This is a genomic window from Streptomyces sp. NPDC090022 (assembly GCF_044748145.1).
In the GTDB taxonomy this organism is placed as follows: domain Bacteria; phylum Actinomycetota; class Actinomycetes; order Streptomycetales; family Streptomycetaceae; genus Streptomyces.
This window is the reverse complement of the sequence record NZ_JBIVFN010000002.1, coordinates 546,027-566,666: the sequence shown is the minus strand read 5'-3', so window position 1 is coordinate 566,666 and position 20,640 is coordinate 546,027. Positions and strand designations below refer to the sequence as shown.

The 20,640-nt window shown below is 70.9% G+C and carries 22 protein-coding genes; 15 read left to right on the top strand and 7 right to left on the bottom strand.

Annotated features, from left to right (window positions below; translation table 11 throughout):
* Positions 1-29: 29 nt before the first annotated feature.
* Together ACIPXB_RS07210 and ACIPXB_RS07205 are read right to left on the bottom strand one after the other, a co-directional pair.
* Positions 30-1,487: an aldehyde dehydrogenase family protein gene (locus tag ACIPXB_RS07210; RefSeq protein ID WP_401445578.1), complete on the bottom strand. Its 1,458-nt coding sequence runs from the start codon at positions 1,485-1,487 to the stop codon at positions 30-32.
* A gap of 93 nt (positions 1,488-1,580) precedes the next feature.
* Positions 1,581-2,459 carry a helix-turn-helix domain-containing protein gene (locus ACIPXB_RS07205; RefSeq protein WP_401445576.1) on the bottom strand — a complete coding sequence of 293 codons (879 nt, stop codon included), beginning with the start codon at positions 2,457-2,459 and terminating at the stop codon, positions 1,581-1,583.
* Between the two features lie 329 nt (positions 2,460-2,788).
* Between ACIPXB_RS07205 and ACIPXB_RS07200 the strand changes: the two genes are divergently transcribed.
* The gene (locus ACIPXB_RS07200; RefSeq protein ID WP_401445573.1) at positions 2,789-3,295 is read left to right on the top strand and encodes an ATP-binding protein; all 507 of its coding nucleotides are present in this window, start codon (positions 2,789-2,791) and stop codon (positions 3,293-3,295) included.
* A 110-nt stretch (positions 3,296-3,405) separates the two neighbouring features.
* On the opposite strand, the gene ACIPXB_RS07195 is transcribed toward ACIPXB_RS07200, so the two are convergent.
* Positions 3,406-3,642, bottom strand: coding sequence for a DUF397 domain-containing protein (locus ACIPXB_RS07195; RefSeq protein WP_401445570.1), 237 nt, complete (start codon positions 3,640-3,642; stop codon positions 3,406-3,408).
* A gap of 512 nt (positions 3,643-4,154) precedes the next feature.
* On the opposite strand from ACIPXB_RS07195, the gene tatA reads away from it, so the two are divergent.
* On the top strand, positions 4,155-4,328 hold the full coding sequence (tatA, locus tag ACIPXB_RS07190; protein ID WP_401445568.1) for a Sec-independent protein translocase subunit TatA: 174 nt from the start codon (positions 4,155-4,157) through the stop codon (positions 4,326-4,328).
* A gap of 327 nt (positions 4,329-4,655) precedes the next feature.
* Here the strand turns inward: tatA and ACIPXB_RS07185 are convergent, their stop codons facing one another.
* Both ACIPXB_RS07185 and ACIPXB_RS07180 read right to left on the bottom strand, forming a co-directional pair.
* Positions 4,656-5,822: a DUF2786 domain-containing protein gene (locus ACIPXB_RS07185; RefSeq protein ID WP_401445567.1), complete on the bottom strand. Its 1,167-nt coding sequence runs from the start codon at positions 5,820-5,822 to the stop codon at positions 4,656-4,658.
* A gap of 4 nt (positions 5,823-5,826) precedes the next feature.
* Positions 5,827-6,216 carry a winged helix-turn-helix transcriptional regulator gene (locus ACIPXB_RS07180; RefSeq protein ID WP_401445565.1) on the bottom strand — a complete coding sequence of 130 codons (390 nt, stop codon included), beginning with the start codon at positions 6,214-6,216 and terminating at the stop codon, positions 5,827-5,829.
* An 89-nt stretch (positions 6,217-6,305) separates the two neighbouring features.
* Here ACIPXB_RS07180 and ACIPXB_RS07175 point away from each other — a divergent pair, with 89 nt between their 5' ends.
* From ACIPXB_RS07175 to ACIPXB_RS07150, 6 genes are all read left to right on the top strand, one after another.
* A complete protein-coding gene (locus ACIPXB_RS07175; RefSeq protein ID WP_401445563.1) occupies positions 6,306-7,115 on the top strand; it encodes an NAD(P)H-binding protein in 810 nt (269 codons plus the stop codon).
* 199 nt (positions 7,116-7,314) lie between these two features.
* A complete protein-coding gene (locus ACIPXB_RS07170; protein WP_401445561.1) occupies positions 7,315-9,048 on the top strand; it encodes a bifunctional 3'-5' exonuclease/DNA polymerase in 1,734 nt (577 codons plus the stop codon).
* 146 nt (positions 9,049-9,194) lie between these two features.
* Positions 9,195-10,616 carry a protein kinase gene (locus ACIPXB_RS07165; RefSeq protein ID WP_401445559.1) on the top strand — a complete coding sequence of 474 codons (1,422 nt, stop codon included), beginning with the start codon at positions 9,195-9,197 and terminating at the stop codon, positions 10,614-10,616.
* A 5-nt stretch (positions 10,617-10,621) separates the two neighbouring features.
* Entirely contained in the window at positions 10,622-11,200 is a 579-nt protein-coding gene (locus ACIPXB_RS07160; protein ID WP_401445557.1) for a hypothetical protein, read from the top strand.
* An 11-nt stretch (positions 11,201-11,211) separates the two neighbouring features.
* Positions 11,212-13,251 carry a HesA/MoeB/ThiF family protein gene (locus ACIPXB_RS07155; protein WP_401445555.1) on the top strand — a complete coding sequence of 680 codons (2,040 nt, stop codon included), beginning with the start codon at positions 11,212-11,214 and terminating at the stop codon, positions 13,249-13,251.
* A 16-nt stretch (positions 13,252-13,267) separates the two neighbouring features.
* Positions 13,268-13,897 carry a hypothetical protein gene (locus ACIPXB_RS07150; protein WP_401445553.1) on the top strand — a complete coding sequence of 210 codons (630 nt, stop codon included), beginning with the start codon at positions 13,268-13,270 and terminating at the stop codon, positions 13,895-13,897.
* Positions 13,898-14,006: 109 nt separating this feature from the next.
* On the opposite strand, the gene ACIPXB_RS07145 is transcribed toward ACIPXB_RS07150, so the two are convergent.
* Positions 14,007-14,258, bottom strand: coding sequence for a hypothetical protein (locus ACIPXB_RS07145; RefSeq protein ID WP_401445552.1), 252 nt, complete (start codon positions 14,256-14,258; stop codon positions 14,007-14,009).
* A 67-nt stretch (positions 14,259-14,325) separates the two neighbouring features.
* On the opposite strand from ACIPXB_RS07145, the gene ACIPXB_RS07140 reads away from it, so the two are divergent.
* From ACIPXB_RS07140 to ACIPXB_RS07110, 7 genes are all read left to right on the top strand, one after another.
* Positions 14,326-14,763 (top strand): hypothetical protein, encoded by a 438-nt coding sequence (locus tag ACIPXB_RS07140; protein ID WP_401445550.1) that lies wholly within the window; start codon positions 14,326-14,328, stop codon positions 14,761-14,763.
* A gap of 406 nt (positions 14,764-15,169) precedes the next feature.
* Complete coding sequence (locus tag ACIPXB_RS07135; RefSeq protein ID WP_401445548.1) at positions 15,170-15,634, top strand: hypothetical protein; 465 nt, start codon at positions 15,170-15,172, stop codon at positions 15,632-15,634.
* A 7-nt stretch (positions 15,635-15,641) separates the two neighbouring features.
* Positions 15,642-15,872: a hypothetical protein gene (locus ACIPXB_RS07130; RefSeq protein ID WP_401445546.1), complete on the top strand. Its 231-nt coding sequence runs from the start codon at positions 15,642-15,644 to the stop codon at positions 15,870-15,872.
* A gap of 193 nt (positions 15,873-16,065) precedes the next feature.
* Positions 16,066-16,521: a helix-turn-helix domain-containing protein gene (locus ACIPXB_RS07125; protein ID WP_401445544.1), complete on the top strand. Its 456-nt coding sequence runs from the start codon at positions 16,066-16,068 to the stop codon at positions 16,519-16,521.
* A 4-nt stretch (positions 16,522-16,525) separates the two neighbouring features.
* Positions 16,526-17,083: a PIN domain-containing protein gene (locus ACIPXB_RS07120; RefSeq protein WP_401445542.1), complete on the top strand. Its 558-nt coding sequence runs from the start codon at positions 16,526-16,528 to the stop codon at positions 17,081-17,083.
* Between the two features lie 411 nt (positions 17,084-17,494).
* Positions 17,495-18,916 (top strand): hypothetical protein, encoded by a 1,422-nt coding sequence (locus tag ACIPXB_RS07115; protein WP_401445541.1) that lies wholly within the window; start codon positions 17,495-17,497, stop codon positions 18,914-18,916.
* A gap of 363 nt (positions 18,917-19,279) precedes the next feature.
* Positions 19,280-20,071, top strand: a complete 792-nt coding sequence (locus tag ACIPXB_RS07110; RefSeq protein WP_401445539.1) for a phosphoadenosine phosphosulfate reductase — start codon at positions 19,280-19,282, stop codon at positions 20,069-20,071.
* Positions 20,072-20,130: 59 nt separating this feature from the next.
* Here the strand turns inward: ACIPXB_RS07110 and ACIPXB_RS07105 are convergent, their stop codons facing one another.
* Positions 20,131-20,637 carry a hypothetical protein gene (locus tag ACIPXB_RS07105; RefSeq protein ID WP_401445537.1) on the bottom strand — a complete coding sequence of 169 codons (507 nt, stop codon included), beginning with the start codon at positions 20,635-20,637 and terminating at the stop codon, positions 20,131-20,133.
* Positions 20,638-20,640: the final 3 nt, after the last annotated feature.

Sequence of the window (20,640 nt, the reverse complement as noted above, 5' to 3'; positions counted from 1 at the left end):
GCTACGGACCATTGAGGACAGCGCGTGTCCTAGAAGGGGAAGTGGCTCCGGCCGTGTTGGACCGAGATCCACTTCTGCGTCGTGAACGCCTCCACCGTCGAGGCGCCGTTGAGCCGGCCGAGCCCGGAGGCCTTCTCGCCGCCGAAGGCCGCCAGCGGCTCGTCCCCGATCGTCGAGTCGTTCACGTGGATCATCCCGGTCTCGATCCGCTCCGCGAACCGCACGCCGCGTTCGACGTCCCGGGTGTGCACGGCGCCGCTGAGTCCGTACGGCGTCGCGTTGGCCAGCCGTACGGCCTCCTCCTCGCCGTCGAAGACCACCAGCAGCGCCACCGGACCGAAGATCTCCTGGCCCAGCAGCGGGGAGTCCTCGGGCAGGCCGGCCAGCACGGTGGGCTCGACCAGGTTGCCGCGCGTAGACCCGCGGACCAGGGCCCGCGCCCCGGACTCCACGGCACGGTCGACGAGGGCGGTGAGGGCGTCGGCCTGGAAGGAGTTGATCAGCGGGCCGATGTGGGTGTCCGCCTCGTGGGGGTCGCCGGTGTTCAGCGCCCGCACCCGCGCGGTGAACTTCTCCGTGAACTCGTCGGCGATCGTACGGTCGACCAGGATCCGGTTGGCGGCCATGCAGACCTGGCCCTGGTAGACGAAACGGCTGAAGACGGCTGCGTCCACGGCGTAGTCGACGTCGGCGTCGTCGAGGACGACCAGCGCGCTGTTGCCGCTCAGCTCCAGGACGGTCCGCTTGAAGTGGCGGGCGGCGACGGCGCCGACGTGGCGGCCGACCCGGTCGGATCCGGCGAAGGAGATCACCTTCGGCACGGGGTGGGTCAGGAGCGCGTCGCCTATCTCGGCGATGTCGGTGACGAGCACGTTGAGGAGGCCGGCGGGCAGGCCCGCGTCCTCGAAGATCTTGGCGATGACCCCGCCGCCCACCACGGGCGCGTTCTGGTTCGGCTTGATCACGACGGCGTTGCCGAGCGCGAGGGCCGGCGCGACCGACTTCATGGTCACGAGGAAGGGGAAGTTGAACGGGCTGATGACGGCGACGACACCGACGGGCAGCCGCTGGACCCGGTTCTCCTTGCCGGCCACCGTCGACGGCAGGATCTGGCCCTCGGGCCGGACGGCGAGCTGGATGGCCTCGCGGATGAACTGCTTGGCGAGGTAGATCTCGTACTCGGCCTTGGGACGGGTCCCGCCGAGCTCGTCGATCATCGCCTCGACGATCTCCTTCTCGCGCGCCTCGGTCAGCCGCAGGGCACGTTCGAGGACCTCGCGTCTCGCGTACGCGCCGATGGCCGCCCAGTCCGCCTGGGCGCGCTCGGCTGCCCGGTAGGCGCGGTCGACCTGCTCGACGGTGGCCACGGTGATGGCCGCGAGCTTCTCCCCGTTGTAGGGGTTGATATCGATGATGTCCCACGAACCGGTGCCGGCCAGCCATTCGCCGTCGATGTACTGGTGAGCCAGGTCGTCGAATATGGACATGCCATCCCTTACTGCGAGCGCGCACCTTGCGCTGCACCGGAGACCACCCGATCAGCCGATGGGAGACTGATCAGACGTCATGGTACGTGCGATTCAAGACAGTTGGAGCAATCCTCGGAGAAGATCCCGGGTCTGATCAGGCCCCGGGCAGTCGCGCTGGAGCCGTTCCATCGCCCGGTCGTACTGCGCCACTTCCTCGTCTTTGTCCAGGTAGAGGGCGCTGGTGAGCTGTTCCAGATAGACGATGTCCTGGAGGTCGGACTCCGGGAACCGCAACAGCGTGAACGCGCCGGACTCGCCCGCGTGGCCGCCGAAGGAGAACGGCATCACCTGGAGCTGCACGTTCGGCCGCTGGGACACCTCGATGAGGTGCTCCAGCTGCCCCCGCATCACCGCGCGGTCGCCGTACGGGCGGCGCAGCGCCGCCTCGTCCAGGACGGCGTGGAAGAGCGGGGCGTTCTCGCTGACGAGGGTCTTCTGGCGTTCCAGGCGCAGTGCCACGCGCCGGTCGATCTCGGCCGGGGTCGCCTCGGGCATGCCACGCCTGACGACCGCGTGCGCGTACGCCTCGGTCTGCAGCAGCCCGTGCACGAACTGGACCTCGTAGATGCGGATCAGGGAGGCGGCGCCCTCCAGGCCGATGTACGTCTGGAACCAGCCGGGCAGCACGTCGCCGTAACTGTGCCACCAGCCCGCCGCGTTGGCCTCACGGACCAGGCCCAGGAGCGACTCGCGCTCCGCGCCGTCCGTGACGCCGTACAGCGTCAGAAGGTCCTCTACATCCCGGGCCTTGAAGCTCACCCTTCCCAACTCCAAGCGGCTGATCTTCGATTCGGATGCGCGGATCGAGTAGCCGGCCGCCTCACGGGTGATGCCGCGGGATTCCCGGAGTCGCCTGAGCTGTGAGCCCAGGAGGATGCGGCGCACCACAGAACCGCTGGCTTCTGCGGTCACTAGTCCTGCCCTCCCCATCGAAAAGGTGTGCGGTGTGCGTCGCGGGGCCCCCGTACCCCAGAGGCCGCAGTCTGCCACCAAAACGCAGCGGCCCGTACTCGTTCCGTAACGGAATCCGGCCTGCCGGGAAAGAAGTCCGTAAGTCTGCGTAGGAAGAAATGAGCAAGAACCGTCACGGGTGGGGACAGGTCCGGCGCGTGCACGTGCATCTGCCCTTGCATCTGACATCCCCATTCGGAACGATGGTGCCGCGCACCTGCGTGCTCTTCGCGCCGGCGCCGGACCCACCCCGCAGTTCTTTTTGGACAGTGCCGCCGCTCCGTCCGCGAATCCCGGGAGTGCCTCGCATGGGGACGAATGGATCGACCATGCTCGAGCCGTTACGGCAGGGGCTGCCCCCGGTCGACCCCACGGCTGTCTCCGGGTCCGCCTCCTGTGCCCTGCCCGCCCGCTACGAGGCGGTGCGGGGCGCCCGTTCGTTCACCCGGTCCACCCTGGCCCAATGGGGTCTCGAGGACCGGTTCGACGACGTGGCCCTGGTCGTCTCCGAACTCGTCACCAACGCGCTGCGGCACGCCGCCGGGCCGGAGGATTCCGCCCGTCCGGGTGAGGAGCCGCCGGTGCGGCTGCACCTGATGCGGTGGAGCACCCGGCTGGTGTGCGCGGTCAGGGACCCCAGCGAGGACAAGCCCGGCGGCGACTTCTCGCCGGAGCGCACGGACGAGAACTGCGACGCCGAGTCGGGCCGGGGACTGTTCCTGGTCGACTCCTACAGTGACAACTGGGGCTGGCACCCACTCGCGGGGCGCCTGACGGGCAAAGTGGTGTGGGCGCTCTTCCTGCTCCAGGACTGAGCCGACCGGAACCCATGCGGAACGAGAACTGACCGAGACCGATCGCTGCGATCGGTCTCGGTCAGCGCACGTGCATGGCTTGATCCATGGCGTGTCGATCAAGCGATGGATCAAGCGATCAGATGGTCGAATTCACCGTCCTTGACACCGAGCAGCAGAGCCTCTATCTCGGCCGGCGTGTAGACGAGTGCCGGTCCGTCCGGGTGACGCGAGTTGCGTACGGCCACATTGCCGCCCGGCAGCTTGGCGAACTCGACACAGGAACCCTGCGAGTTGCTGTGCCTGCTCTTCTGCCAGAACACACCGTCGAGTTCTGCAGCTGCCATCCCGTTGTACGCGTGGTCCACAGGAAGCCCCCGATAGTGCAGATGTCAACTGCACCGGATCATAGCTGTGTTCATACGCGGCTGCACGGGCAGATGCACGTGCACGCGGGGTGGTTCCTTGATCACGCTGCGGCGGGACCCGGGCCCCACGGGCGTCGTACGAACGCCGTACGGAGCCGGTGTGCAGCCGGTACGGACGACGTACGGGCATGGAGTCAGACGCCCGGAAGCCCTCAGCCGGTTGCCCGCCGGCCGCTGCGCATCTGACTCACCGTCGGCGATGACTCAGGTCCGCAGGGTCCGCGCGCACGCAGGGCGACGAGCGGTTCCAGGCGGGCCCGCTCGACCCTGACGCCCGCGCGGGCGGTCTCCTTCAGCGCCCGGAACCAGCCCATGCGGACGAGCGCAGCCGCCGGGGGACGTACCGGACGGTCGGCATTACCGGAGATACCGCAGACCCCCGGGCATAAGAGCCTTCTTCAGGATTTGTTCAGATTTGTGCGGGCCGCCTGGAGCGGGGTTCCATGGGCGCCATGATCCGGAACGCGCTCGAACCCTGGCACCTGGTGATCCTCGCCGTCGTCTGCCTGCTGGTCTTCGGCTCCAAGAGGCTGCCCGACATCGCCCGCTCCGCGGGCCGGTCGCTGCGGATCCTCAAGGCCGAGACCCGGGCCCTGCGCGCCGAGGACGACGGGCCGGCGCGCTGACGCCCGGCGCACCGCCTGCCGCCGCACGGCCGCCCGGCGCGCCTCGGCCCGCCGCACGGCCGTCCGGCGCACCCACACGTAGAGCACGGCGACGGCGACGGAGGCCCCGCACCACACGGCGGCGGCGACCACGGTCACGGTGAGGACGTCTGCCATAGGAACTCCTTACGGGATTCCTGCGGATTCCTGCGGATTCCTGCGGGACTCCAGCGGACCCTGCGGGACTCCTGCGGGACTCCTGCGGGACGATTCCGGATCCCTTACGGATCCCTTACCCAGGAGAACGCCCCACCGCACGGGAGGACTTCACACTCGACCGGTCCGTGACTACTTGGGCAGGTGCGGGCGCCCGCCGCGCGCCACGCTCGCCCGGTCGGCCGCCGCCGTGCCGTCGGTCCATCCGGCGTGGTCGGTGGCCCCGCGCAGCCGGCTGGTGGTGGTCTTCGGGAACATCTCCTGCGCGCGCGATCCGACCGCCACGTCACGGGCGACCAGGGCCGGCAGCAGCGAGCCGGCCACCGCGTGTTCGGCGGTCTCGGCGAGCCGGTGGCCGATCCGGCTGGCGTAGGCGAGGAAGAAGGACTGCCGGAACGTCTTGGTCCGCTTGCGTCCACCGGAGCGCTGGGCGGCCTCGGCGCGCGTCATCGCCGCCGTGCCCTGCACCAGCAGCGAGGTGTACAGCAGTTCCACCGCCTCCAGGTCGCTCTCGAAGCCGACCACCGTGGAGAACTCGAACGCCGCGTTCCACACCGCCTGGCAGTGGTTGGCGCTCGCCACCGCGTCCAGCAGCACCGCCTTCGCCTCCTCGTACGGCGGCTCGACGCCGATCCGGCACGCGGCGGGCGTCTGCGCCGGCCGCTCGCCCCGGGCCGCCAGCACCGCCTCGTCCACCGTATGGCGGGCCATCAGGTCCTGCGCCTTCGAGCTGAGCGCCTCCGCCTCCTCCGGGTACGGGGTCGCCTCCGCCTTCGCCAGCAGCGCCCGGATCCGGGTCAGCATGCGCGGCTCGATGTGCGCTGCCTCGGGGAGGTCGGCGGGATCGCCCGGAACCGGGCCCACCGGTTCGATGGACGGCAGCCGCACCAGCAGCCGCAGCAGTTCCAGGACGGCGGTCGCCTGCGCGAACCGGTCGGCCTTCTCGCGGCGCGCGAGCGCCTCGGCGTACCCGTCGTCCTCGCCCCACCAGGCGTCGTACGCGCTCCAGCGGGCGGGCAGCCGCGCGTACCGGCGGCCCTCGGCGGCGAACAGGTCCTCGGCCAGCCTCAGGTGCCGCTCGCCGCCGAGGTCCCGGCGGACCAGCCGGAGCACGTCGGCGGGCTGCCAGCCGCGCTCCCAGGCCTGTCGTACGTACGTCTCCCCGCGCGCGAGCAGCGCCCTGCCGACCCCGGGCCAGGCGGCCGGATCGGCGGCGAGCAGGGAGGCGCCGGTGTCCAGCCCGGTGTCGTCCTGGGCGTAGAGGGCGGCGGCACAGGCCCGCTCGACGATGTCGTTCACGTGTTCAGCTTGACACGCGCGCGTCCCACGCCCGCCGGGCGGCTTCGATGCGCGGCCGGTGGGCGAGGGACCAGTCGGCCAGCGCCCGCACCAGGTGGGTGAGGCTGTGGCCGAGCTCGGTCAGCTCGTACTCGACCTGCGGCGGCACGGTGGGGTGGACGGTACGGGTGACCAGGCCGTCCCGCTCCAGGCGGCGGACGGTGAGGGTCAGCATGCGCTGCGAGATGCCGTCGACGGAGCGCTGGAGCTCCTTGAACCGGCGGACACCGGCGGCGAGTTCGACGACCACGAGGACGGACCACTTGTCGCCGATCCGGTCGAGGACGTCCCGGATCCCGCAGTCGTCGTCACAACTGACGACGGGGTCGGTTACCCCGATGTGCCCTACTGACATGAAAGTGCCTCCTTATGCGGTGGTTCGTCACCCGCCACGATGTCTGCACGTACCAAGCAATGAACGAACGAACAGACGGAGGACTTCCCATGTTGTTGATCACTGGCGCCTCGGGCGGACTGGGCTCGCTGATCGCCGGGCGGCTGGCGGGGCGGCCGGACATCAGGCTGGGCACGCGCCGGCCGACCGGCCCGGAGCAGCTGCGGGTGGACTTCGACGACCCCGCCGGCCTGGACTTCTCCGGTGTGGACACGCTGTTGCTGATCTCGGCCGGGTTCGGGGAGGACGACACCGTGCGGGCGCGCCACGAGGCGGCGATCGCGGCGGCGGAGCGGGCGGGGGTGGGGCACATCGTGTACACGAGCCTCACCCGGGAGGGTGACCACCTGCCGTACGCGCTGCCGCACCGCTGGACGGAACGGCGGCTGGCCGCCTCGCCGGTGGCGTGGACGGTGCTGCGCAACGGGCTGTACGCCGAACTCCTGGCGGCGCTGGCCGCGCCGGGCCCGGACGGGCGGATCACGGCGCCGATGGGCTCCGGGCGGATCGCGGCGGTGGCGCGCGAGGACCTGGCGGAGGTCGCGGTCCGCGTGGCGACGGACCCGGCGGCGCACGCGGGCCGCACGTACGAGCTGGTGGGCGACCGCCCGATCGGCGGCGCGGACCTGGCCGGTGCGGTCGGCGCCACGTACACCCCCGGCACGCTGTCCGAGGCCCGCGCCGCATTCTCGGCGGCCCCGGACATGGCCGCCTTCCAGATCCCGATGCTGGTCGCCACGTACTCGGCGATCGCGGCGGACTGCCTGTCCACCCCGGACGAGGGCACCCTGGCCGCCCTCCTCCCCCACCCCCCACGCCCAGCCCTGACCACATACGCGACCTCCCTCCCCACCCCCTGAACCCCAGCCCCATGACCACCCCCACCCCACCCCCGCCACACCACTCCAGCCCCGCCACACCACTCCAGCCCCGCCGGCGATTGAGGCGCAGGGGCCCGGGGCGGAGCCCCCGCAGCGCCAGCCCCGCCGGCGATTGAGGCGAGCGGGCCCCGGGGTGGAACCCGGCTCGTTGTCGGACCCTGGTGGGACACTCGCACCCATGAGCGACCGCAGCGACCGGTGGCTGCTGGCCGAGGACGGAGCCGGCGGCTGGCAGGCCATGCCCCTGACCGGGCCACTGGGCCGCCCAGGCGAAGGGCCAGGCGACAGGCCAGGCGGCGGCCCCGCCCCAACCATCCGCGCCCAGGACCCCGCCACCGCCGTCGCCACCGCCCCACAAAGCACCCGCTGGGTCTGGCGCAGCACCGCCGCGGTGTACCCCCGCCTCCTCGCCGCAGGCCTCCGCGTCACCCGCTGCTACGACATCGAGGACGCCGAGCTCCTGCTCCTCGGCCACGAGGGCCGCCTCGGCGAACCCCGCTCCGCCGCGGCCGCCTGGGCCCGCCTCACCGGCGGCCCCGTACCCCCCGACCCTCCGCAGCGCTCCGCCGAGCCCGGCACCCAGTCCTCCCTCTTCGAGCCCGGGCCCGTCCCCGTACCCCCCGACGCCCTCCGCCGGATCTACGAGGACCAGCTGCGCCGCCACGACGCCACCGCCCACCCCGACCGCCTGCACCTGCTGACCGCCGCCGAGTCCGCCGGCTTCCTCGTCGCCGCCGAGATGAACCGGGCCGGCCTGCCCTGGCGCGCGGACGTGCACCGCGCCGTGCTCACCGAGCTGCTCGGCGAGCGCTACGCCGGCGGCGGCGAACCGCGCCGCCTGGCCGAGCTCGCCGACCAGGTGTCCGCCGCCTTCGGCCGCCGCGTCCGCCCCGAACTCCCCGCCGACGTGATCAAGGCGTTCGCGCAGGCCGGGATCAAGGTCAGGTCCACCCGCCGCTGGGAGCTCCAGGAGCTCGACCACCCCGCCGTCGAACCGCTGATCGCCTACAAGAAGCTGTACCGGATCTACACCGCCCACGGCTGGGCCTGGCTGGGCGACTGGGTCCACGACGGCCGCTTCCGCCCCGAGTACGTCCCCGGCGGCACCGTCACCGGCCGCTGGGTCACCAACGGCGGCGGCGCCCTCCAGATCCCCAAGGTCATCCGGCGCGCCGTCGTCGCCGACCCCGGCTGGCGCCTGGTCGTCGCCGACGCCGACCAGCTGGAGCCGCGCGTCCTGGCCGCGATCTCCCGCGACCCCGGTCTGATGGCGGTGGCCGGCCGCCCCGAGGACCTGTACACCTCCATCTCCCGGCAGGGCTTCTCCGGCGACCGTGACATGGCCAAACTCGCCGTGCTCGGCGCGGTGTACGGCCAGACCTCCGGCGACGGCCTGAAGAACCTGGCCGCCCTGCGCCGCCGTTTCCCGCGCGCCGTCGCGTACGTCGACGAGGCCGCCCGCGCCGGCGAGGAGGGCCGCCTCGTACGGACCTGGCTGGGCCGTACCTGCCCCCCGGCCGTCGGCGCCGCCGACCCGGACGAGGCCGGCCTCCCCCAGGACGAGGAGCCCAGCGCACCGCCGGGCGCCACCGACTGGGTCCCCGGCTACGCCTCCACCGACTCCCGGGCCCGCGGCCGCTTCACCCGTAACTTCGTCGTCCAGGGCAGCGCCGCCGACTGGGCCCTGCTGATGCTGGCCGCCCTGCGCCAGTCGACCGCGCACCTGCGCGCCGAGCTGGTGTTCTTCCAGCACGACGAGGTGATCGTGCACTGCCCCGAGGAGGAGGCGCAGACCGTCGCCGCCGCGATCCGCGCCGCCGGCGACCTCGCCGGCCGCATCGCCTTCGGCGACACCCCGGTCCGCTTCCCGTTCACCACGGCGATCGTGGAGTGCTACGCCGACGCCAAGTGACGGCGTACGCCCCCTGCCCCCCGCCCTCCTCCCGTGTCCGGAAACCACCCAGTTTCACGATTCCGATGAACCGATGACAGGTCTGGTGTCACCCTTGTGCCATGTCGGGTTTTCGGGGGGCGGACCCGGCGCCTACACGGCGCTTGGTGCTGGACCGGTACGAGTTGCTCGAGCGTTTCCACGGCGGCATGGCGGAGGTGTGGAAGGCCCGTGACCTGCGGCTGGGCCGTACGGTCGTGGCGAAGTTCCTGCACGTGGCGGACCGCGGCACGCCCGCCGCCAAGCGTTTCCTGCGGGAGGCCCGGATCCTGGCCGGAATCGACGACCCGCGCGTGGTCCGCATCCACGACGTCGACGAGGCCGAAATCGACGGGTCCTGGAACCTGTACCTGATCACCCAGTACGTCGACGGGCGCACGCTGGGCGCGGCCCTGCACCGGGACGCCTCCATGCCGGTCGGCCGGGCCCTGCACTGGGCCGCCGAGCTGTGCGAGGCCCTCGTCCCCGTGCACGCCCAGGACCTGGTCCACCGCGACGTGAAGCCGGGCAACGTCATGGTGCGGGAGGTGGGCGGGGAGGAGCGGCTGGTGCTGCTCGACTTCGGGATCTCCCGCTCGTACACGGTCGTCGGCGATCTCGGCAACGCGGCGGGCGTGACCGGCACCGGGCAGCTCCTGGGCACGCCCGGCTACATGGCGCCGGAGCGCTTCATGCTGGAGCCGCCGGGGCCCGCCACCGACCTCTACTCGGTCGGCTGCGTGCTGTTCGAGTTGCTCACCGGCCAGCAGCCCTACGTGGCTCCGGACTTCGGCGACTACTTCCGCCTCCACTGCCACGCGCCGATCCCCTCCGTACGGGCGCTGCGCGCCGACGTACCGGCGGCCGTCGACCAGCTGGTCACCAGGCTCCTGGCCAAACACCCCGGCGAGCGGCCGGCCGACGCCAAGGGCATGGCCCGCACCCTGCGGGAGCTCGGCGGCGGCAGCCACCGCCGGCCCGCGCCGCCCGCCGACCCGGTCGGCGCGGTCGAGGACCGCTGCAACGCCGTCCTGGCCGCCGGCCACACCCCCGACGAGCGGGTGCGCCGGCTGACCGAGGTGGCCGTACTGGCCCGCGACGTCCTGCCCGCCGACCACCGCGGCGCCTGGCTGGTCGCCCTGCACCTGGCGCAGGCACTGCACGCGGCCAAGAACCCGGCCGCGGCCGCCGACCGGCTCGCCCCGGTGGCCGCCCGAGCCCGCCAGGTCCTCGGCGCGCTCGACCCGCTGACCCTGACCTGCTCCCTCAACCTCGCCCGCTACCTGGGCGAAGCCGGCCACCCGGCGGCCGCCGCCAAGCACCTGGGCGACCTGCGCACCGCCCTCGCCGGCGCCCTGGAGCCCACCGACCCGCGGATGGCCGAGCTCCGCTTCGACCTGGCCCACTGGCTGGCGACCGCGGGCGAACAGCAGCGGGCCGCCGCCGAGTTCCGGGCGCTGTACGCCGACCACTGCCAGGCGTTCGGCCCGGACGCCCCCCAGACCATCCAGCTGTACGAACTCATCACGCAGGCACCGAACGAGGGATGATGCGCATGCCTGACATGTACGACCTCAACGCCATCCGCGAGAGCTTCTTCGCCAGCCAGGCCAAGAGATCGGACGGCCCGCAGTCGGGCCGCGACCAGGTGTACGTCGACCGGGGCGGCAAGGTCCGGCTCGGCACCGGCGGCGAGAGCGACGCCCCGCTGTCCAGGGTCCCGCACAGCACCTTCGCCGCGCGCCGGAGCGGCAGCGGCCATTCCGCCCGGCTGGCCCAGGAGTACCAGGTCGCGGAGACCAAGATGCCGCCGGGCACCTACTACGAGAGCACGCCCGGCGCCGAGGGCTGGGTGTACGAGATCACCACCGAGTTCGGCAACACGTACGTGATGTGCGCGCACTTCGACGGCACCGACTACAAGGTCCGGCTGCTGGAACCGGCACTGGAGTCGCTGCCCGGCCACGACCAGCACGGCGTCCACCTCTACTACAGCGGGAAGATCTGCCTCTCCGACAGCCCGGGATCGGGCCAGCCCACGCTCCAGGAGGCGTACGCGCGCTCGGCGGCCTGGGCCCTCGGCGTGGACTTCGTCCGCATGGGCCACCCCTTCCCGTTCAACCGCAACCAGTAGGAGCGCCCGCGGTGCTGCCCGTACATGTCTTCGACTACGTCATCGAACAGGTGGGGACGGACATCGGGCGCACCCGGCCCGAGCAGGGCGGCGCCCTGCTCGGGCTGCGCGGCCGGGACGTCCTGACCGCCTTCGTCCACGACGCGCACGCGCACGTGACGCGGGTGGAGTACAGCAACACGTCCTGGCTGCTGGAGGAGATCGTCCGGCGGGAGGCGAGCGGCACCGAGCGCTTCAAGGGCATCGTGCACTCGCACCCGCTGGGCATGCCCCACCCCTCGGGCCAGGACCACCGCGAGTACGGCCGCACACTGGAGTCCGTCTCCGAACTCGGCCGCTACATCGCCCCGATCGTCACGCACGACGTCCACACCCCCGGCCGGCCGCACGAGCTGTTCACGGACACGGCGCGGATGTCGTTCTTCGGCGCCGTCTGGGCGGCCCGGGGCGTACGGCTGGACCCCATGCGGCCGGTGGTGGTCCCGCTGGCCGCGGCCGTACGGCAGGCGGGCCTGCCCTGGACACCGGACCTGCCGGTCACCGACCGCGTGAACGGCGTCGACGGGGTCCGGATCCCGCTGCCTGCCGACCCGCACACCGGGGCCCAGCGGCACCTGTTCGTCACGCCCGACTTCCCGGTGACCGCGCCCCTGCTGCTGGAGGAGGGCCCGGCGGGGCACGACCCGGGGGCGCGGTCGCGGGGCGCGCGGGAGGTGAGCGTACGGGAACTGGTGTGGGACCACCGGATACCGGAACTGGAACGCCTGGGTCACGCCCTCCACGAGCCGCACACCCAGGCCCAGCCGTCCTTCACCCCCCTGCCGGCCACGCTGACGACGCCCGCCCCGGAGCTCCGCCCGGAACCGGACGGGGAGCAGGACCGGCACCAGAACCCGATGGCGGCACCCCCCACCCCGGCCCCGGCCTCACTCCCCGCCCCCGCCCAGGCGGAAGCGGAACCCACCCGTCCCCCGGTACGGGCGGCAGCGGACCCTCCGACCCCGATCGCGCCCGAGCACCCGCCCGGATGGCTGCGCCGGCGCGCCCTGCGGCTCGGCATCGGGCGGAGCCGGGCGGTCCACGCCGGCCTGTTCGCCCGGACCGGCGGCCTGCTCTCCCCGGAACTCGCCGGCGCCCACGTCCTGCTGGTCGGCGTCGGCTCGGTCGGCAGCTACCTCGCCGACGTCCTGGTCCGCTCCGGCATCGGCCGGCTGACCCTGGTGGACCCCGACCGGGTCGAGGCGTCCAACGTCGGGCGCGCGCTGTTCGGCGTACGCGACATCGGCCGCAACAAGGCCAAGGTGACCGCGCGGCGGCTGCGCCGGATCAACCGGAAGCTGTCGGTCGACGTCCGGCCGTACGAGGTCGCGCGCCTGGACAACCACAGCTGGCAGCAGCTGATCGCCGGCGCCCACCTGGTGATCGCCGCCACCGACGACAACGCGGCGCAGCAACGCCTCAACCACCTCAGCTACTTCGTCGGCCGCCCGGCGGTCTTCGTCGGCCTGTACGAGGGGGCGGCCGGCGGCGAGATCGTGTACACCACGCCCGGCTCGCCGTGCTGGTCCTGCGCGACGGGCGGGGTGCGCGAGCGGCTGGGCGACCTCGGACACCAGCCCCGTACGGACTACGGCACGGGCCGGACGTACGCCGTACCCGGACTGCTGCCGGACATCCAGCACCTGGCCTCCTCCGCCGCGAAGGTCGCGCTGTCGCTGCTGCACGAGCCGGACGGACCTGAGCGGATCGGCGGGTTCCTGAGCATGCCGCTGCGGGAGGGGCTGTCCATGGTCCAGTTCGGCATGGAACCGGACCACTGGTTCTTCCCGATGATCCTCGACGGGGTGCCCGGCCAGCACGCCTTCCAGAGCGTGTGGCTGCGTACGGGGAGCCGGCCGGACTGCGCGGTGTGCGGGAACCCGGCGCTGCGCAGCGACCCGGGCGACTACGCCGGGACGGGCGACGACTCCGAGATCACGCGGGCCCAGCAGCAGGCCCTGGCGGAACGACGGCGGACGGGGTCCTCCCGGGCCGCCCACGGCCGGCGATAGGAGGACGGGGCGCACGATGGCCGACGACACGACGGAGGCGATGCGGGCGGCCCGGCGCGCCCGCGCCCAGGCGAGCACGGGCGCCACCCCGCAACCACCCCCGCCCCCACCACCGCCACCCCCGACCCGAACCCCGCCGCCGCCCCCGCCCCCGGCCCCCATGGCGCCCCGGCCGAGGTACGTCGCGCCGCGCCCGCCCCGGTCCGCGGCCGGCCTGGGGGGTTTCGCCCGGCTGGGCCAGTCGGGGGCGCTGGCCGTCCTGCTCTGGCAGATCCTGGTCCTCGTCAAGTGGCCGCTGCCGTTCACCACGTCGGCGCAGTACGCCGGCGCATGGCAGGAGCCGTTCGCGCTCGCCGCCGCCCAGCGGCGCTGGGAGCACTTCGGCGAGGTCCAGCGCTTCGTCCTCGGGCAGGGTCCGGCGGTCGAGTACCCCTGGCTGTTCCCGGCGTGCGCGGTCGCCCTCGTCCTGCTGGTACGGGCCGTACGTCTCCCCGACACGGCCCAGGCCGTGCTGGGCGGCTGCGCCGGGCTGTACGGCGCGGCGCTCCTGTTCGCGGGCGGCCAGGTCCTGCTCCACCAATGGCCGCTGACCGCCGTCCTGCTGGCGCTGAGCCTGACCCTGCTGTACGCGATCCGCATCAAATAGGGCACAGGCGACCGCCCCACCCGCCTGCCCACCCTCCCCATGTCCGAATCCCGCCGTACCGTGACCGAAACGTCTCCGCCCCGACGCCGACACCGGCCCGTTGGCGTTGCTAGGTTCGCGGCGCAGCCGACCGCGGGAGGACCGCACCCATGACCGTCAGACGTGCCCTGCTGACCTCCATCGCCACCACGGCCCTGCTCCTGCCGGTCACCACGGCCTGCTCCAGCACCCCCGCACCCCCACGCGCCACCTCGTCCCCGGCCCCTCCCCCCGCGCCGACGACGACCCCCGCCACCCCCGCGCCGCTGCCGGCGACGACCACCCCGATACCACCCACCTCGCCCACCCCCACGACCCCCACACCCCAGTCCCCGACCCCACTCGCAACCCCATCCCCGAGGCCTCCCCAGCCCCCCACCCGGGCCTCGATGTCCGTCGAGACCAGAGGCGGCCGGCTCACGCTCGTCCGCGGGGGCGCCGCCCAGGAGTTCACGGTCACCGTCCGCAACGGCAACACCCAGGCCTACGACCACCTGCTGCTGACGTTCCAGATGGAGATCCTGTTCGGCGGCGGCACCGCCGAGCCGACCGGCCCCGGCCCGGGCTTCGTCCTGGAACGCAAGGACCCCGCGACCGGCGCCTGGCGCCCGGCCACCCTGCGCATCGCCAACGACTCCCTGCCGAACGCGCTGCTGCGCGGCGGCACCCCGCTGCCCCGCGACACCACCCGCACCGAGCACTACCGCCTGCGCGCCCTGCGCGTCGGAGCCGCCGGCAGCACCCCGGTCATGATCCGCCTGGTCGACACGGACACCGACCGCTCGGTGGCCACGTTCAACCTCCCGACGAGCACAGCCCGCCGCTGAGACACAAGGCCGGGAGCCCCGCCGAGAACCCAACAAAAAACCCAGGTCACGCATGACGTGACCTGGGCTTCGATGGAGCCGCCTTCGGGATTCGAACCCGAGACCTACGCATTACGAGGCCCCACAAAATCATCCCGGCCAGTGCCGGGCGGTGCCACAGAATCCCGTTTCCCCAGGTCAGGGACCTACGTACCCGAACCCTCGTGCCACCCAATCCACCCCGTGCCACCCCGTCCGCTCACGCAGCGCTCACGCATGAGATCAGCATCCGGGGACCGCGGTTACGGGTAGTCAGCACGCCAATCTGCTGATCACTCTTCATAGTGGACCGCCCCTCGGGGGCAGCACCCTGTGCCAGCAACAGGAGTTCCGATCTGCAGACACACTGCGCCAGAAGGGGACACCAATGGGCAAGCGCTCCACAGCACGCATCATCGCCGCTCTCACCGCAACGGCTGCGCTGGCCGTCTTACCTCCGGCCGAGGCGCACGCCGGCGCCATCGGCTCGACGCCCGTGGCCACCTTCGACTACCAAGTCGGAGGCGTCACGATGAAGGTCCCTACGGGCTGCATGTTCACCCACATCATCCGCGGCGGCGGCAGGAACATCACCTACCAGAACGCCGGCGTCGACTGCGGATTCGTCGGAGCCCTCAACGCCGGGTTCTGCAACTGGCGCATCGACTTCACCTACGCGGACACCGACAACAAGATCTACCGCACCTCACGCGGCAAGACCCACACCGAGTGCAAGATCAACCCGATGCGGGACAACGCACCCCAGAAACTCCCCCGCTACGGAAAGGCCTGCGCGTACATCAACGTCAACGGCGTTCGCCGGGCCGGCCAGTGCCACCACATCACGAAGTGAGCCGCACATGACCAACCATCCCACCCCCGAGGAACCCGCCTGGGAAGCCAAGCGCCGTCGCGCCGGCATCACCGCCTTCCTCACCGGCGCCGGCGCATCCTTCGCCTTCTTCGCCTTTTTCCCTGGCCTCCCCCACGTGATCGACTGGGGCGCGATCCTCGTCTCGTTCGCCGTCGGGGGGCTGATCCGCTGGGCATGGCTGGCCCGCATCACGAAGAAGCACGCCGATCTGGGCTGAAGCCCGACCGGGTACGCGCTACCTCAGGCCGTAGCCGGCCGCGCGGTCAGCCCCCGCGCACCCGCCCGGCCTCGCTCGCCCGCCACCACGACACCAGAGCGAACCGTGTTGCGGTTATTGCGATTGCTGCAGATAATGCGGTTAAAGGTTGCCTCATCGCGACTGAGACGCCACACGAAGGGACGGTCACACAATGAGCACGTCGACCGCTCGGCCCACACCCCCGTCCGGGGCGAATGCCGACTTCGCGGCCCGGGCCCTGATGCCCGTAAAGAGGTCCCTCGCGCGCTCTCCTCGCGCCGAACGGATCCGCTTCCGGATCGAGGACGCAAATGCCGATCTTGAGCTGCCCCGAGAGGCCGTGGAACTGCTGGCGACGGTACTGAGCCACATGGCCGCAGGCCGCGCTGTCTCCATCGTCCCCGAACACGCCGAGCTGACCACACAACAAGCCGCTGACATGCTGAACGTGTCCCGGCCGTTCCTGATCGGACTGCTGGACGCCGGCGAAATCGACTACCGGAAGGTCGGCACCCACCGCCGGATCAAGGCGCAGTCCCTGCTTGAGTACCAACGCCAGGACGACCAGAAACGACGGGCGGCAGCAGACGAACTAACCGCCCTGAACCAGGAGATGGGGCTGATCTGACCCCGTGGCGTTCATCGTCGTCTACGACGCCTGCGTCCTGTACCCGAGCACGCTGCGCGATCTTCTGATCCGCATAGCCCAAGCCGGGCTCGTGCAGGCCAAATGGACCGAACGGATCCTCGATGAGGTCTTCACGAATCTTCAGGCCAACAGGCCAGACCTCGAGTCTGCGAGGTTGACCCGTACACGCGAGTTGATGATGCGCGCTGTTCGGGACTGCCTCGTCAAGGACTACGAGCCCTTGGAGTCGGCGCTGGACCTGCCGGACGCCGACGACCGTCACGTACTCGCTGCCGCCGTCAAGTCCCGGGCTCAACTCATCGTCACCAACAACCTCAAAGACTTCCCCGACGAGACGCTGAGTACATGGAACGTCGAAGCCGTCTCCGCGGACGACTTCGTTTTGGCCCAGATCGACCTCGATCGCCAGAGGGTCTTTGCCGCTGTCCAACAGATCGCCGACTCATGGCGAAATCCGCCCGGGGTCGCGGGCGATGTGCTTGATCGCCTGGAGCGAGACGGCCTCCTGGAGTCGGCCGCCGCCCTTCGCGCTGGCCGGTAGCTCGGGGCCAGTTCCCCCGATCCGGTGCTCACGCACGGGGTTCCAGGCTCCGGCCGCCACATGCCCGCGGGCGTAGCGGAAAGGCAAAAGCCCAGGTCACAAGCTATGTGACCTGGGCCTTCTCTGAGCCGCCTTCGGGATTCGAACCCGAGACCTACGCATTACGAGGGTCCGCAAGATCATCCCGGGTGGTGCCGGACGATGCCGCAGAATCCCGTTTCCGCTGATCAGAGGCTTGCGGCCGTGATCACCGTGACACCTGGTCCGCGCCCGTGCCACCCAGTCCGCTCACGCAGCGCTCACGCAAGCAGGCCGTCCGACGACCGCGAACCCGCAGGTCTCCGGTGCTGCCAGAAGCGACCACCCGTACGAGTCATTGCCTCTGGCTCGGCTCCGGGGTGAGCTGTTTCCATGCATCGCTGGTCTCCCCTGAACGAACGACAGCTCGCCCTGCTCGGCCGACTCGCGAGCGGCAAGGAGTCCGAGGAGCCCTCTTGGGACCCCGGTGAGTTCCGCACCGCCTACGCGCTGCGCGACCGAGGGCTGGTGACGATCAAGCGCAGCGGGGGTGAGGTAGATGCCCAGGTCACCGAGGCAGGCACCTTCTACATCCAGCACGGCCACCACCCGGACGACCCCGCGCACGCCGACGAAAAGAAGACCGCCGAGGGGAAGGCGGCAGGGGGCACCCGCTCCGCCTCCTACGCCGACAGGCCAGTCGCACTCGCCCGTCGGACCAAGGCGAAGGAGCTCATCGAGCGACTCGTTACGGACAGGCGGGTCACCGTCACCGAGCCCGACGACGCCACGGTGACGGAGTGGCGACGCGTGATCGACTACGCGAAGCGCCACAGCCTCGTCCCTGAGGGACAACGCATCGAGAGTCTCCGCATGTGGAATCGCGACCTGCAGATCTCTCTGGTCGAGGGCCCACACCCCAACTCACGGAGGCAGAGGCCTGATGAGGCGCCGCCCGTCCACGTGCCCACTCAGTTGCGCTCTCCGCATCCGGTCGTGGCCGCACTGAGGGACGACGAGGGCCGACTCGTCGTGCCGGCCCCTCTGCGCCGCCGATCGTTGCTGCTTCTCCAGGGCCTCGCCGCCGAAGCAGTACGCCGCGGGCACAAGGTCAAGGAGCATGAAGTCCCCTCCCGCCACCGCAGCCATGCCTACACGTACAACGGGCGCCACTACCCCTCCAGCTACTCCCGCCGCGAAGGCGAACTGGACCTGGTCGTGGGCGGATTCGCCTACACCGTCACGATCCAGCAGGAGTTTCCCCAGTCCACCGAACCAGAGCGCTCCAAGAGCCTCGTGATCGAACTGGGCTACAGCCAAGCCAGCCGGCAGTCCCGCTGGGCCGATCGCAAGCGCTGGGTGCTGGAGGACATCCTGGGAGCCGTGCTCCGGGAGATCGAGACCCGCTCCGTAGAGGACGCCCAGCGCAAGGCGGACGAAGAGCGGGCGAAGGCCGAAGGCGAGGTCCGCTGGCGGGCAGCCATGGAGAAGGCTAAGGACCTGGCCGCCCAGGAACAGTTTGCTGAGGTACTTCGCGCTCAGGCCCGCCAGTGGCAGGAAGCGACTGAGCTGGGCGCGTACTGCAACGCCCTGGAGCGTCGACTGGAAGAGGAGGCCGGGGAAGATGAGGCCACGGTGGCCTCGGCACGAGGGTGGCTAGCCTGGGCACGCCGTTACGTTCAGAGCCTCGACCCACTGGCCCGTCCACCCGCCATGCCCACCGCTCGCGAACCGAAGCCCGAGGAGCTGGCGCCCTACCTGAACGGCTGGAGCCCACACGGCCCCGAAGCGCACCGCGGCTGGGGAGCTCACTAAAGGGGGCGACCCACCATCTGCGATGACCCTGTGGAGCCGAGAGTCAGCGACTACCTGCGCACGGCGACGAGTCCCCTCCGCTCACGGAGCGGTACCTGATTCACGGCCGGCCAAGAACGCCCACTAGGCGCCGCCGGCACGGCAAGCGACGGCCTACACGGGCCGCCCCCTCCCGCTGAATCACCCCGCTCCATCAGGAGATAAACACTTGACCAAATGGATCAACGTCAATAGATTATTCCATCGTGCTGGAGTCGAACCATAGGGGGAGCCATGGGGCAGTTGAGGACTCGCAAACCAGGCGCAGCGTCAGATCATCAAGCAGCGTCGAGCGGCTCGGCAGGGCCTCGACTGGGGCTACGCGTGGTCTCCTACGGTGGCGGCGTACAGTCCACCGCGCTCCTCGTGCTCGCGGCGCGAAGAGAGATTGACTACCGCACGTTCCTCTTCGCCAACGTTGGCAACGACAGTGAGCACCCGGCGACCCTGGCATACGTACGGGATGTTGCTCTGCCCTTCGCCGCGGCGAAGGGCATCCAACTGGAGTCGCTTGAACGTCGCCGTCGGGATGGCACCTCCGAGACGCTGCTCCAGCGGCTTTCGCGACCGGAGCTCCGTTCGATCCCAATCCCAGTGCGGATGGCGAACGGGGCGCCTGGTCGACGGTCGTGCACGGCAGACTTCAAGATCAGGGTGGTGGGGAGATGGCTGCGTGAGCATGGGGCCACTGCTGGAACCCCAGCGACCGTGGCCATCGGAATCTCCGTCGACGAGATACACCGGGCCAACCGACGGCGGAGAGAACCGCATGAGGAGATCGACTACCCCCTGCTCGACATGGGACTTCGGAGATCAGACTGCGAGCGTCTGATCTCCGAGGCCGGCCTGCCGGTGCCGCCCAAGAGTTCCTGCTTCTTCTGCCCGTTCAAGACGGTCGAAGCATGGAGGCAACAGCGAGCCGCAGACCCCGAACTCTTCGCCAAGTCGGTCAAGGTTGAGGAGCTGGTCAATCAGCGGAGGGCGTCCTTGGGGCGTGATCCCGTCTACCTGAGTAGGTTCGGCCGCCCCCTGAGGGAAGCGATAGCTGCCCCTGGACCGGCCGCATCAGGCGATGAGGACGACGGGGTGTGTGACGCGGGGTGGTGCATGACATAAACCATGCCATCGGGGCGTGGTCTTTCATCCGAGCTGTGACTCCGGCCTGGGCACTGCGCTCACCCCTTCCGGCCTCGTGGCTTCTGAGCAGCCCGTCGACCGGCCCGCAGTTCATCGACTACCTCCGTGATCACGGGCCGACCTCGCACAGCGGCATCTGCCATGATCGTCTCTAGCAGCCACAGCGGCGACCGAGACAGCACCAAGTCGGCATCGGCAATTGTCCGCCTATGCCTCCATCGGGCAACGGCCCGTTCGTCGGTGCCGAGGACCATGGCCGCTTCTTTGCTCCCCAGCAGAACGGGCAAGTCTGCTGGGGCTTCCAGCGCGTAGCCGCCGGGAACAGATTCCTTATACAGGGCGAGGCGCTCGGCCGAGACTTCCCGGCCGTTGTGCCCGTCGAGGCGGAGGACCGTCCCGAGCAGCCAGTACGGGTTTCCAGAAGCCACGAGGTCGGGCTCGCCAAGCACCCCTTCGGTTCGCCACTTCTGCGATGTCTGGCGCTCGACGCCGAAGAGACCGGCGATCTCCGCGTGGCCGACCAGGTACGGCATCTGCGGGGCCATGAC